Origin of the sequence: Mycobacterium sp. TY815, from assembly GCF_030755135.1 — a bacterium.
In the GTDB taxonomy this organism is placed as follows: Bacteria; Actinomycetota; Actinomycetes; order Mycobacteriales; family Mycobacteriaceae; genus Mycobacterium.
Genome location: NZ_JAUFRX010000003.1, coordinates 650,417 through 662,898 on the forward strand (window position 1 = coordinate 650,417; position 12,482 = coordinate 662,898).

The following is a 12,482-nucleotide window of genomic DNA, read 5'->3' on the forward strand; positions in this document are numbered from 1 at the left end:
GCGGTTTGCGGTGGGGTCGTTCGGCGCATGCCGTCTAGTATGCGGTAGCTTGCTGCGAACCCCCCAACAAAAAGTTGCTGATGTGGGCAGATTCACCTGGGAACAGCGTCCGCGCGGCCGCGGCTAAAATGTCGCTACCTGCGGTTTCGGGCTACAATCCGCCAAGCTCGGCGGGCAGAAAGAGCCGCCGGGGCACGATCTGGTCGAAAGGGTCCGTTCAGGAATGGTTGCTGAGGAGGTCGACCCGGACTGGCCGCCCCCGGTGTACGACCCGTCCGACGACCTGGATACCAGCGCGCCCACGCGCAGTCGCACCGCTGTCTGGGGGGTCGTGGCGCTGGTTGCGCTGGTGTGCCTGGGCGCCATGGCGGTGTTCGCGTTCGGAGGTGAGCACCGTGATCCCCGAGCGTCCAAGGCGGCACCCTCCTCGACCGCGGCACCCCCGTCGGGGCCGACGACCACCGGCGCCGGCGGTTCCACGGGGTGCGGCCCGGACGAGGCCGGCGCGCTGTCCGCGGCGCTCGGTCAGGTCCCACCGGATCGCAAGACCGGCAAGCAATGGGATCGCACACCGAAGGCCAGCAACTACAACGCGTGCGCCGATCTGTCCGCGATCGTGGTGACGGTGCAGGACGCAACCGGCAGCTCACCCGACCTGGCGTTGATGTTCCACCGCGGCGCATTCGTCGGCACCGCCACGCCCCGGGCCTACCCGTTCACCGCACTCGAGGCGCCCGCCTCCACCAACGACATCGTGGTGCTCACGTATCGGACGCAGCAGAGTTGTTCCACCTGCACCGACGGCGTTCTGACCACGGTCGGCTTCCAGTGGAAGGGCGAGAAGGTGCAGATGCTCGACTGGCCGCCCGAATCGCTGGATTCGCCTCCCTAGCCCTCCCGAGCCCCCGGTTTGCCCAGACCACCGATCGAATGGAGCTTGACCGTGCCGAATTCGCCGCCGGCAGGCTGGTATGTCGATCCCGACGGTTCCGGGGGCAAGCGCTATTGGGATGGTGAGCGCTGGACGACGAGCCGGCGGCCCGATCGGCCGCCGCGGCCGCCCGGGTGGCGCCGGCACTGGGACGCCCTGCCGGTCCCGCTGCGGGTCGCACTGCCCGTCGTGCTGGTCGTGGTGTTGGCCGCAGCCGGCTGGGCCCTCTGGTCCGACCAGCCCCGCGACGAGTGGGCGGCTTTGCCGAACCGGCTGAGTTGCCGGGTGGGGGAGGGCCCGAAACCGCCCGACGGCATCACCGTGTCCGGAGTCGATGTCAGGCATCCGCGGAGCAGCGTGTTGCAGCTGACGATTCACTTCGCAAAGCCGTTGCCCTCATCGCCCACGGGAACGGAGTCGACCCGGTTCGTCGGGTATGTCCTGACCTACAGCGTCGCCAATAACGGCAAGAAGTTCGCCGAACTGGGTCCCGACCAGGACACCGACGACCTGGCCATCACGAGCACGCAGGCCGCCCCGGGGGCTGACGCGCGGATCCGGCCGGACCGGGACACCAACGCCCGCAGGGTAGCGCCGGACACCGTTCAGGTCCTGCTCGACCTCACTCGTCTGGGCGTCGACAACCAGGCGGTGCGGCCCGAGCTCACGCTCGATGCCCAGTTCAATACGCCGTCCACTACGACGGTGCGCTTTGCCGCACAGGTGTGCAGCAACTGAGAATCAGCAGTACTGGTAGTCGATGTGCCAGCGGCCGTTGACGTAGTCGGCGACGAAGTGCCCGCCGAGCTGTGGATTCGCGTCGGTGATGTTTCCCGAGCCCCCGGTGTTCGGCGTGAACCCCGGCGGATCCCAGGTGACCGACTGCGGGCTGGCGGTCATGTCCGGCGTGCAACCCGCCTGCTTGGAGACATAGCCGTCGATGACCCTGCGCTCCGCGGTGGCCTGGTCGCCGCCGTCGGGCGCGGGGTCCGCGGGACACCGGGAAACCGCTGCGCAGAAGTCCTCGTGCGCGGTCACCAGGGCTATATCCGTGACCGGCACCGATGCGAGGGCACCGCCGATCACCATCGCCGACCCGACCAGTAAGGCCAGGCGCCCATGTCCTGCCATTCAGCGGACCCTCTCGATCTCCTCGCCGGACGTGTAATACAACGGGATATTCGAACCAATCACACTTTCGATAAGGAATATGCCGAACGGTTCCACTTCAAAGTAATAGTGTACGTCGCCATTGGCGTCCACGGCGGTGGCGCAGGAGCGGCCGGGGGCGCCGCAGCGTTGCTTGATCGGCATTGCGAGGGCCACGATCACCAGCAGCACCGAGATTCCGATCACGATCCGCTTTGTCATCGAATCGCGAGGTTCAACCAGGGACGCACCCCGGCAGTGTAGGCGACCGAAATTGTCGGTGCCGCCTTCGGAAAATGTTCCTCGACATGTTCTCCCCGCCTGCCCCGGACAGCGACCCGCGGCAGTAGGTTGCTCAGCTATGGCCACTCCCAGCCCGGATGAAGCGGTGTCAGCACCGAACGAGTCGCACACGCGCATCGAGGTCCTGGGCAATATCGGGCCCAACTGGTTCGCCTCGGTGATGGGCACCGGGATCGTCGCCATCGCCGGGGCGACGCTGCCGGTGCACGTGCCCGGACTGCGCGGGTTCACGACGGGCGTCTGGGTGCTGGCCGCGGCACTGCTGGTGGTGCTGATCGTTCTGGTGGGCGGCCACTGGCTGCGCAACCCGACGGTGGCGCGCACGCATGCCCGCAATCCGCAGATGGCGCACTTCTACGGAGCCGCGCCGATGGCGTTGATGACGGTCGGCGCCGGTGCGGTGCTGGTGGGCGGGGACCTGATCGGCCGCCGCCTCGCGATCGACTTGGACTGGGTGCTGTGGACGGCGGGCACTGCCGGCGGGTTGTTCACCGCAGTGAGCATCCCGTTTCTGATGTTCACCCAGCTGCGCGTCGAGCCCGACGCCGCGTTCGGGGGCTGGCTGATGCCGGTGGTGCCGCCGATGGTGTCGGCCGCGACCGGCGCGCTGCTGTTGCCGCACATGCCGCCGGGCACCGGCCGAGAGACCATGCTGTACGGCTGTTATGCGATGTTCGGCCTGTCCCTGATCGCCTCGCTGAACATCATCGCGATGATCTGGAGCAGGCTGGTGCTGTACGGCACCTCCGGGTCGGCACGGGTGCCGACGCTGTGGATCGTGCTGGGTCCGCTCGGCCAATCCATCACCGCTGCAGGGCTTCTCGGGACGGCGGCGGCCACCGGTGCGGTCGATCACCAACTCGTGGGGGCGATGAACGACTTCGCCGTCATCTTCGGGGTGCCGGTGTGGGGGTTCGCGGTGCTGTGGATCGCCCTGGCCGCCTCACTGACGGTGCGCACGCTGCGGCGCGGCATGCCTTTCGCCCTGACCTGGTGGAGTCTCACCTTTCCGGTCGGCACCTTCGTCACCGGCACGTCCCAGCTGGCCGCGCACACCCACCTGCCGGCGTTCCGGGTCGCGGGCGCCGTCGCCTACGTCGGCCTGCTGCTGACGTGGATCCTGGTCACCGCCCGCACCACGCGCGGCAGTCTGCGCGGCAACCTGCTCACCGTCCCGCCGAGCTCGGCTCCCGTCAAAGCCCGTAAGGAAGACCCGATCTCGGGCGCTCACCCGGTTTGACGGGTGCGCGCGCGGGTTCAGTGCGAAGATTGCTGCCCGTGACGGGAAATTGGGGCTCGCTGCTTGCCACGCTCATTCCGCTGGCTCTGGTTATCGCGGTTTCGCCGTTGACGATCATCCCGGCGGTGCTGGTGCTGCACGCGCCGCGACCGCGGCCGACCGGTCTGGCGTTCCTGGGCGGCTGGGTGCTGGGGATGTCGGTCCTGACCGGGATTTTCGTGACGGCTTCGGGCGCCATCGGTGATGCGCACAAGTCGCCGCCGGCGTGGGCGTCGTGGCTGCGCGTGGTGCTGGGCTCGGTACTGATCCTGTTCGGCATCTACCGGTGGTTCACCCGGCACCGCGAGTCCGAAGCGCCGCGGTGGATGCGGGCGTTCGACACCATCACCCCGAAGCGCGCCGCGGTGACAGCCTTCGTACTCACCGTGTTGCGGCTGGAAGTGTCGCTGCTCTGCGTGGCGGCGGGGTTGGCCATCGGCACCAATGGGCTCGGCCCAGTGGGCCGATGGGTGGCCGGGGCGGTGTTCGTCGCAATCTCGACGTCGACGGTCGCCATCCCGATCCTGGCCTATGCCGGTGCCGGCGACCGGCTGGATCAACCGCTGGAGCGGCTCAAGGCATGGATGGAGACCAACCACGCGGCAATGCTGGCCGCAGTCCTGGTGCTCATCGGTGCGATGGTCGTCTACAACGGGGTCAGCGCCCTGAAGTGACGTCGCCCCGGTGCGGCTTACGCACTCGAGGTGGGCGCCCCCGATCTGGTCGCCGCCGTGCCGGCGTTGACGACGGTCTGGCGACGGCCACCAGGGTGAGGGCCAACGCGATCGCCGCCACCACGGCTAGCGGGTGCCACCACTGCGCGCCCAGCCAGTAGACGTGGGCACCGACCCAGCCCGGATGTTTCACGTCGCCGAAAAGCCAGCGGCGCACCACCGGGGTGGCCAGCGAAAGCACCGCGCCCACAAGCGTTGTCGACAGCAGCGCGAACAGCAGCCGGCCGGAGAACTGCCAGGTTGCCAGGACCACGAGGTAGCCGCCGATCCCCGCCGCGACGAGACCCAGGGCGCCGAACGTGTCGGCCGACGCGACCGCGGCCGCGACACCGAGCACGAGCAGCGCTGTGCCGGAGAGCAAAGTCCACCTGGCCACGCCCCGGGTCAGTGACACCACCCGGTATGCACCGAGCGCCACCGTCTTCAGGGTGGCCAGCGGCGGCTTGACCACACCCGGTAGTTGCCGGATCGAGCCTGCCGCGCCGGATGTGGTCGCGGCCGCCTTCGACAGCGTGTGTGCCATCAGCGGCGAATTCCGGTCGCTGGCGAAGGTTTCGGCCGCCACCGGATCTTCGTTCAGCAGAGCGTATTTCGCCGGCCCGCTGTGGGCCGCAAGCACCTTCTTCGCCCAGGTTCGTGAGGTGGCCGGACTCCAGTCGGGCCGCTCACCCGGTTCGGTATCGATCACGGTGGCGGCCAGGTCATCGAGTTCCTCGTCGAGGACCCGCTGCTGCCACGCCTGTGCCAACCACAGCGACGTGCGGGGCAGGCTGGGCGGGACGGCCGCTGACGCGTCGTCGAGGAAGGACAGTTCGGCGAGCACCATGTCCTCGGTCAGCCGCTCCGATTGCTCACCGACCGTCGGCAGACGATAACCGGATTTCGGAAAGTCCGGTGCGCCAAGCTCTTTGAGGCGATCGAGGAACCATTGCGCGCCGCTGTCGGTGTTTCCGGCGCGGTCTGATGGCGCCGCTCCTCCTCGCACCGCTGCGCGTTGCGCATCGTCGCCGGCGCGGTCTGATGGCGCCGCTCCTCCTCGCACCGCTGCGCGTTGCGCATCGTCGCCGGCGCGGTCTGATGGCGCCGCTCCTCCTCGCACCGCTGCGCGTTGCGCATCGTCGCCGGCGCGGTCTGATGGCGCCGCGCGGTGATCCACCATCCACCGCACCCGCCGCGGGTCCAGCAGCGCATGAACCAGCCAGCCGGCACCATCGAGCCGGCCCCACATCCAGTCGTTGGCCCGCCACGACCGCTTGTAGAACGCACCGAAATGGTGGAACTGCATCCCGGTGAGTTTCTGTTGCGCGGTCTGCCAGTCCGGCGCGAGCAGGTTGCGCGAGTCGGCGCTCACCTGCACGAGCTCAACGGACTGCTCGATGTCGGCCTCGGCCGGCAGCATCGCGCGCTGTGTCGCGGCGAGATCGAACAGCGCCAGCGCCATGGTCTCCGCGTCGGTCGCCTGGTCGAGATACCCCAGATAGGTGCGCAGCGGGCCGGCTGCGTCGGCGGTGACAGAACCGTTGGACGCCAAACTGGTCAGCATGCCGAAGCTGTCGAACAGCACCCGGCCGAGGTTGCTCCAGCCGACCGGCGGCACCGTGATCTGCTGCAGATAATCCGCGGCGATCAAAGCGGCCGCGTTCGTCAAAGACCCCTGCCGGACAGTGGCGTTGGTGCATACCGAGTGCACCACCGCACCTAGGTCAACCGGCGCCGGGGGCGGCCACGCCGCGTGGATTCCCCGGGTGAGATCGGCCAGTGCCGCGACGTCGGTGTCGGATCGCGCCACCTCATATGCGGCGAGCACGACGGCCAGCGCGCAACTCTTCGCCAGGTCGTAGGCGGGTTGGCCATAGCGGGCCAGGTCGGCAGGTCCGTGCGGCAGCGTCTGTTCGGGCGGCAGAGCCCAGCGACTCATGATCGCCCCGCTGATCCGGTGCCGACAGGCCCGGTCCGAGTCGCCGCCGACGGCCAGTTCGGGTTCCCAGTTCGGTGGAATGCTTTCGGCGAGCCGGCTCGGAGAGGGAGGCCATGTACCGAGCTGGCGCAGCAGCGCATCCGTCAGCATCTGCGCGAGCCGCGTGGCTTCCCGGGTCGCATAGTCGTTGAGCAGGGCGGCGGTGAGCAGTCGCGAGGGGTGTGGCATCGCCGCGGCGAGTTCCGCGAGCCGCAGCTTGGTGTCCGTGCGCGCCTCCATCCGGTCCTGGTGCGCCCGGATGGCGCGCAGGTCGGCCGCGATCGATTGGGTGGTGATCGCCGCCAGGTCCTTGAGCAGCCCGTCGATCAGGCCGAGCGGTCTGTCGACGTCATCCGGCGCCGGCTCGGCCACCAGGTCCGGCGCCGGGCCGGCCGAGGGCACGACGAACAGCAGCACCCGGCGCACCGGCCGCCGGGCCGGTCGGTCGAAAATCCGCTTCAGCAGCACGTCGATCGGCCGGTTATCGAGCAGGCCGCCGTCGGCCGCCCAGTGCGGTCGGGTGATGTTGCTGAACGCCGCCATCGGCGGTCGCGCCGGCACCTTTCCTTTGGCCGGCGTGCCCTTGTTGAAAGGCAGAAATGACGGTTCGAACGCGATGGGGAAGGACGCAGAACTGCGCGCGGCCAGCGCCAACGCCCCAACGGTGTCGGGGCGGACGAGGTCGGTCTCGGTGAAGGTGAACAGGCCGCGCCGGTCGACGTCCTGGACAAGGGTGCCGAACGAGTCGGTGAAGCGGCTGGCCTCGCCGGTCAGCAGCGTGGTCGTGACATACAGGGTGGTAGACGGGGTGCGTGCGCCGCCTGGGAACTCGGCCGGCGGAAATGGTCCGGGCGCCAGCTTAGGGATCTGCTTGGCCAGGGCGGCGAACATTCGCTCGTCGCCGTAGAGCAGCGACGGAGTGTATTTGTCGCGCGGATCGCGCAGCAGATCGGTCAGGGCGCCGAGATCGAGCCAGAGCTCCCGCAACCCGCCCAGGTCCGACCCCGACACCCGGGAGGATGCCAGCAGCGCCGCGTTGATGCCGCCCGCGCTCGTGCCGGACAAGACGTCGACGTCGACGATCACGTCGAGCAGATCGATGAGACTCGCGTAGAGCCGCAGCGATGCGGTCGACTCCTTGCTGAGGCGGTTGTCGGCGGGGAACGGACCGCCCTCGCGGCGCCACTGCGACGCCTGCGCGAGCAGGTTGATCTCGCGGGTGACTCCGGCCATCCAGATCGCCAGGCTCACCCCGCCCGTCATCGTGGTGGCAAGCCGCAGTTCCTGCGTCAGTTCGGTCACCGGTGACGGTGTCTCGAATGTCATGTGCGCACCCCCCTGGACGTACTTCGGGAGTTCCCGGCTCTCCGTTTCAGTCTGCGCCTCTCCGGAGGTGCCGCGCCTCGCTATCCCGGCCTCAAAGGTTTCGTGATTAGCTAGGCGATACGGCCGTACATCCCCGCTGGTGCGGCTTTAATGTTTTTGCTGAGTATTCACCGAGACTTTCGCTGAGGGGGGCGGAGTGCAAGGTACGACATTCGGCCGCTACCAGTTCATCGAATTGCTGGGCCGCGGCGGTATGGGCGAAGTGTGGCGTGCCTACGACACCGAGACCCAGCGTGTCGTTGCGGTAAAAGTGCTGCCCGCCAACCTTGCCAACGACCCGACCTTCGAGCAGCGGTTCCGCCGCGAAGCGCTGGCGGCCGCCGGGCTCAACGATCCGCACGTGGTGCCGATTCACCATTTCGGCGAGATCGAAGGCCGCCTGTATGTCGACATGCGCCTGGTCGTCGGCCGGGATCTGCAGGCCATCATCGCCGAGGGTCCGCTGGAACCCGAACGCGCGGTCAACATCATCGAGCAGATCGCCTCGGCGCTGCGCGCCGCCCACCGCATCGGCTTGGTGCATCGCGACGTCAAGCCGTCCAACATTCTGGTCACCGAAGACGACTTCGCCTACCTGATCGACTTCGGCATCGCCCGTGCCGAGGGGGATTCGCACATGACCGGCACCGGCAACGTCATCGGCACCTGGGCCTACATGGCGCCGGAGCGGGTGACCACCGGCCAGACCGACCCCAGCGGCGACACCTACGCGCTGGGGTGTGTGCTCCATGAATGTCTGACCGGCAGCCAGCCGTTCCCGGGTGGCAGTCTCGAGCAGCAAATCGGCGGGCACCTCAGTCTGCCGCCGCCCCGGCCGTCCACCATCCGGCGCGGCATACCTGAAGAACTCGACAACGTCATCGCCACCGCGATGGCCAAGACTCCCCAACAGCGCTATGCGACGGTGACCGACATGGCCGCGGCCGCAAGGGAAGCCGTCACCGGCACCCGCCCCATTCCGCTGCGCCGGCCCGAACCGGTGCAGCAGCGAACCCAGCAGGCGCCGCCGCACAAGCAGCCGCCGCCCGGGCCGCCCCCACCGAGGCAGTACCCACCCCGGCGCGGTGGCCAAGGGTATGCCGAGCCGCCCCAGCGGCGACCACCCCCAGAGCCGCCGCAGCGCCGCCCCGCTCCCGAGCCCATTCCATACCGTCCGCCCTCGGACCCCAAGCTGTACCGGCCGCCCGTCGAGCCCGGTCCGCAACGGCCGCCCACCGACCCCACCCAGCGTCGCCCCAACCTGGACCCCAACCAGCCCCGGCACGGCAACGAGGAGCCGACCCAGTTCCGGGTGAGCAGCGAGCCGCAGCTACCGGCCGCCAGGTTGTCGTCGGCCGGCGAAGCCCCGCCCGCCACGTCCGGCAAGCCGGCGAAGAATCGCCGGATCCCGCTGATCATCGCCGGCGCCGGCGCCCTACTTGTGGTGATCGCGGTGGTCGCCGGCATCGCGCTCAGCGGCGGCGGTAAGAGCGGAGACGAACAGCCCGGCGGACATTCGGGTACGGCGGAGCCGTCCGCGGCACCCGGCAACGGCGGTCCGTTCACCGGTACGTACACGGCCGATTTCGGCCCGAAGCTGTCCCTGGCGGGCAAAGAGGTGCCCAATTCCGAACCGCCGGCCAAGGAGACCTGGGTGCTGCGGTCGGCCTGCACCGGCAACAACAACAGCGGATGCGTCGCGACCGCGCAGCGCACCGACGGGCCCTACAACCACATCCCGAAGCTGGTGTTCGACGACGTGCGCGGACGCTGGATAGCCGTGGCGCTCGAGGGCGGCAACTGCAACGACAAGCCGATCGAGAAGTGGAATTACGTCTGGCTGCAGCCTCATGCCGACGGCACCATGGTCGGCGAATGGATCACCGATTCACTGGACTGCTACAGCAAGCGCTCGGTGACCTTCACCCGAGTCGGAGACGCCGATCTGGACAGCCTGCCCAACCCTGCCGATCAGGCCGCCCGCCAGATCTCGCCGGCCGAGGCGCTGCACGGTTTCTACCACTTGTTGACCACCTACACCGGCCCCGGTGCGCCGAAGCCCCAGGAAGCCGACTACAACGTCGACACCATCTGTCTGCGCACCGGCGACCGCTGCCTGAGCCGGTTCGTCCGCAACGGCAGCAGCGGCACCCAACTGTTGTTGTTCGCCAACAACGTGTGGACCAGGGACGACGAGTACGACGCTTCCTGTCCGGCCGGCGGGACGTCGCACGTCAAAATCAAGGGCACCTTCCCGCTTCCGGAGCCGGAGCAGGACCCGATCATGGTGCTCACCGGCAGCGGCACCAAAGACGAGTCTGGTAGCGCCTGTAAAGGCGGGCCCTACGACATGAAGTTCAACCGCACCGGGGGCTGAACCGGTGCGTGCGTCTCCGGTGCAACCTTGCGTGGAGTCCGTCAGGACACCAGGCCGGCCCGGACCAGGCTGTTGATTCCGTCGGCGCAGCCCCGCAGGAAGTCGGGACCGTTGAGTTCCGTCGAGTCACCGACGGATTGGGCTTCCCTCGCGCACACGGCCGGGATGCGGCTGGAGAAGTCGAGGTCTTCGAGCGCAAGTCCCTCGGCGCGCGCCCGGCGGGCCAGGATATCGAGGTCGTTGAACGTCTTGGTGTAGCCCAGTTGGTACGACGGGCGGCTGTTGCCGGCGCCCTCCGCGCGGACGCCTCCGGCTGGGTCGGCATACGCGGTGTTGGTCGCCATGACGGCAGCTGCCAACGGGAGGATCGACAGCATCACGAGCCGCCGGCCAGTGGAACGCCTTGATGACGGCTGGGGGCGGGTGTCGCCGGAACGTGTGTTCATGGTGTCTCCCGGTAGTGGGTAGTGATTCCATCAGCGATCTTCGGTGCCATATCAGACCGCTGATCATCAGATTACAACAAATAGTTCTAAAAATGGAACACCGGACTCAAAAATAGTTACTAGATCCTTGGAACCGGTCCACAAGGTTCGTCGGTGAGTCTTTTGACGCCTATCTGGCCACGTACTAGCGTTTGTGAGATGCCAAGGACGAACAAGGCCGGGAGGGACCTGCGCCGCGTCCTGGAGTGGTTGCTGAACCGGGATGTTCCGGATACGGAGATCGGGGCGGCGCTCAACCTGGCGAAAGCCACTTACTCGCGGCGCAAGGAAGCTGCCGACTTTCCGAGCTACGCGGAGCTGATCGACGTGGGCAATGCGTTCGGCCTGTCCGCCCGGGTGTTACAGATCGCATTCGGCTGGCGCGGAGAGGACGAGTTGGTCCTGCTCGACACCGATGAGGTCCGGCAGTTCATGGATCAGGCCGGCGCGGCGCTGTTCGCCCACGAAAGAGTCCGTCGCTACATCCAGTCCCGCGCTGACGGCGGCGACTACCCCCTGGCCGACGCGGTTCTGAGAATGGCGTCGAACGAATCTCCTGCCGGTCCGGATGCCGGCCGACACGACGAGGCCGGGGAAAACGAGGCCGACTGAACCTGGCAGGCCGGCGGCGCTGACGTCACGTCCGGCCCAGCGGGTTTGTTTCGAACCACGCGACCGGCGGGTAGGCCTAACGGCGACAGGGCATGGTTGCGGACGTGCCGCACTCGCCGGCCATCAGTGCCGCGGGTGCAACGTCACGCCGCTAGAAAGACTTCAGGGACGGAGGCTGCGCATGCGCGCTGAAGAGGGCGACGAAAGCGTCAAGGACTACGCCGCCAAAGGCGAGCAGACATTGAACCGCATCAACGAGTCGCGGGGATCGACGTCGAATCCGCTGAGCCGTATCGGCCGGCGCCTGTTGAAGCTGGTGCCCGGCGCGCGTGGCTGACGGGCTAACCGCACCCCGGTAGCGATACCGTCAGTCGGGCGGGTCATAGGATCCCCACTGATGGACACCGAACCCGAGCTGTTCGCCACCGAGGGCGTGGGCGGAGTCCGTATCGTCGCCGATCGCCAGGGCGATCCGGCGGCTCGTGCGGTGGTTTTCCTGCACGGTGGCGGCCAGACCCGTCGATCCTGGGGCCGGGCGGCCGCGGCCGTCGCGCGCCGCGGGTATCAAGCCGTCACCGTCGACCTGCGCGGACACGGCGAATCGGACTGGTCCTCTGAAGGCGACTATCGCGTGACCAGCTTCGCGCGCGACGTCGTCGAGGTGCTGCGCGGCTTGCCGCCCCGGCCCGTGCTGGTGGGTGCCTCGCTCGGCGGGTTCACCTCAATGCTGCTCGCCGGTGAGATCGCGCCGGAATTGGCCAGCGCGGTTGTCCTCGTCGACATCGTGCCGAATATGGAACAGTCCGGCGCCAACCGGATCCACGCCTTCATGTCCGACCGGGTGGAATCGGGGTTCGGGTCGCTCGAAGAGGTCGCTGACGCCATCGCCGAGTACAACCCACATCGGCCCCGCCCCACCGATCTGGAGGGGCTGACCACCAATCTGCGTCGCCGGGGCGACCGCTGGTATTGGCACTGGGATCCGCAATTCATCAGTGGCACAGCGGCTTTCCCACCGTTCGAGGTGACCGACGCCGACCGCATGCATACGGCCGTCGCGGCGATCCTGCGAAATGGGTTGCCCATGTTGCTGATTCGGGGCCAGATGAGTGATCTGGTCAGCCAGGAACGCGCCGAGGAGTTTCTGGCGCGCTTCCCGCAGGTCGAGTTCGCCGACGTCCGCGGCGCCGGACACATGGTCGCCGGCGACCGCAACGACATCTTCGCCGGAGCGGTGCTCGACTTCCTCACCCGCCACATCGGAGACTGACGACCCGCGTTCTTGGGAAG

At 68.0% G+C, this 12,482-nt stretch carries 12 protein-coding genes; 8 read left to right on the forward strand and 4 right to left on the reverse strand.

The window, feature by feature from the left end; all coding sequences use genetic code 11:
• Positions 1-223 precede the first annotated feature (223 nt).
• Both QXK92_RS28735 and QXK92_RS28740 read left to right on the forward strand, forming a co-directional pair.
• Positions 224-892, forward strand: a complete 669-nt coding sequence (locus QXK92_RS28735) for an LppP/LprE family lipoprotein (protein ID WP_306247495.1) — start codon at positions 224-226, stop codon at positions 890-892.
• A 51-nt stretch (positions 893-943) separates the two neighbouring features.
• Positions 944-1,669, forward strand: a complete 726-nt coding sequence (locus QXK92_RS28740; RefSeq protein ID WP_371934354.1) for a DUF2510 domain-containing protein — start codon at positions 944-946, stop codon at positions 1,667-1,669.
• A gap of 3 nt (positions 1,670-1,672) precedes the next feature.
• Here the strand turns inward: QXK92_RS28740 and QXK92_RS28745 are convergent, their stop codons facing one another.
• Positions 1,673-2,062: an integrase gene (locus tag QXK92_RS28745; RefSeq protein WP_306247499.1), complete on the reverse strand. Its 390-nt coding sequence runs from the start codon at positions 2,060-2,062 to the stop codon at positions 1,673-1,675.
• A complete protein-coding gene (locus QXK92_RS28750) occupies positions 2,063-2,302 on the reverse strand; it encodes a hypothetical protein (RefSeq protein ID WP_306247501.1) in 240 nt (79 codons plus the stop codon).
• Positions 2,303-2,441: 139 nt separating this feature from the next.
• Here QXK92_RS28750 and QXK92_RS28755 point away from each other — a divergent pair, with 139 nt between their 5' ends.
• Both QXK92_RS28755 and QXK92_RS28760 read left to right on the forward strand, forming a co-directional pair.
• Complete coding sequence (locus QXK92_RS28755) at positions 2,442-3,623, forward strand: TDT family transporter (RefSeq protein WP_306247503.1); 1,182 nt, start codon at positions 2,442-2,444, stop codon at positions 3,621-3,623.
• Between the two features lie 38 nt (positions 3,624-3,661).
• Positions 3,662-4,336: a GAP family protein gene (locus QXK92_RS28760; RefSeq protein WP_306247505.1), complete on the forward strand. Its 675-nt coding sequence runs from the start codon at positions 3,662-3,664 to the stop codon at positions 4,334-4,336.
• Here the strand turns inward: QXK92_RS28760 and QXK92_RS28765 are convergent.
• A complete protein-coding gene (locus QXK92_RS28765; RefSeq protein WP_306247507.1) occupies positions 4,320-7,679 on the reverse strand; it encodes a patatin-like protein in 3,360 nt (1,119 codons plus the stop codon). The genes QXK92_RS28760 and QXK92_RS28765 overlap by 17 nt on opposite strands.
• Before the next feature lie 196 nt (positions 7,680-7,875).
• On the opposite strand from QXK92_RS28765, the gene QXK92_RS28770 reads away from it, so the two are divergent.
• A complete protein-coding gene (locus tag QXK92_RS28770) occupies positions 7,876-10,095 on the forward strand; it encodes a serine/threonine-protein kinase (protein WP_306247509.1) in 2,220 nt (739 codons plus the stop codon).
• A gap of 41 nt (positions 10,096-10,136) precedes the next feature.
• On the opposite strand, the gene QXK92_RS28775 is transcribed toward QXK92_RS28770, so the two are convergent.
• Positions 10,137-10,541 (reverse strand): hypothetical protein, encoded by a 405-nt coding sequence (locus QXK92_RS28775; protein ID WP_306247511.1) that lies wholly within the window; start codon positions 10,539-10,541, stop codon positions 10,137-10,139.
• A 198-nt stretch (positions 10,542-10,739) separates the two neighbouring features.
• On the opposite strand from QXK92_RS28775, the gene QXK92_RS28780 reads away from it, so the two are divergent.
• From QXK92_RS28780 to QXK92_RS28790, 3 genes are all read left to right on the forward strand, one after another.
• On the forward strand, positions 10,740-11,192 hold the full coding sequence (locus QXK92_RS28780) for a hypothetical protein (protein WP_306247513.1): 453 nt from the start codon (positions 10,740-10,742) through the stop codon (positions 11,190-11,192).
• A 181-nt stretch (positions 11,193-11,373) separates the two neighbouring features.
• Positions 11,374-11,529, forward strand: a complete 156-nt coding sequence (locus tag QXK92_RS28785; RefSeq protein WP_306247515.1) for a hypothetical protein — start codon at positions 11,374-11,376, stop codon at positions 11,527-11,529.
• 60 nt (positions 11,530-11,589) lie between these two features.
• Positions 11,590-12,462, forward strand: coding sequence for an alpha/beta fold hydrolase (locus QXK92_RS28790; RefSeq protein WP_306247516.1), 873 nt, complete (start codon positions 11,590-11,592; stop codon positions 12,460-12,462).
• The last annotated feature ends 20 nt before the right edge of the window (positions 12,463-12,482 follow it).

Coding starts and splice junctions, on each gene's coding strand:
- QXK92_RS28735 (WP_306247495.1), top strand. CDS start 224: ATGGTTGCTGAGGAGGTCGACCCGGACTGGCCGCCCCCGGTGTACGAC.
- QXK92_RS28790 (WP_306247516.1), top strand. CDS start 11,590: ATGGACACCGAACCCGAGCTGTTCGCCACCGAGGGCGTGGGCGGAGTC.
- QXK92_RS28745 (WP_306247499.1), bottom strand. CDS start 2,062: ATGGCAGGACATGGGCGCCTGGCCTTACTGGTCGGGTCGGCGATGGTG.
- QXK92_RS28750 (WP_306247501.1), bottom strand. CDS start 2,302: ATGACAAAGCGGATCGTGATCGGAATCTCGGTGCTGCTGGTGATCGTG.
- QXK92_RS28780 (WP_306247513.1), top strand. CDS start 10,740: ATGCCAAGGACGAACAAGGCCGGGAGGGACCTGCGCCGCGTCCTGGAG.
- QXK92_RS28785 (WP_306247515.1), top strand. CDS start 11,374: ATGCGCGCTGAAGAGGGCGACGAAAGCGTCAAGGACTACGCCGCCAAA.
- QXK92_RS28775 (WP_306247511.1), bottom strand. CDS start 10,541: ATGAACACACGTTCCGGCGACACCCGCCCCCAGCCGTCATCAAGGCGT.
- QXK92_RS28765 (WP_306247507.1), bottom strand. CDS start 7,679: ATGACATTCGAGACACCGTCACCGGTGACCGAACTGACGCAGGAACTG.
- QXK92_RS28755 (WP_306247503.1), top strand. CDS start 2,442: ATGGCCACTCCCAGCCCGGATGAAGCGGTGTCAGCACCGAACGAGTCG.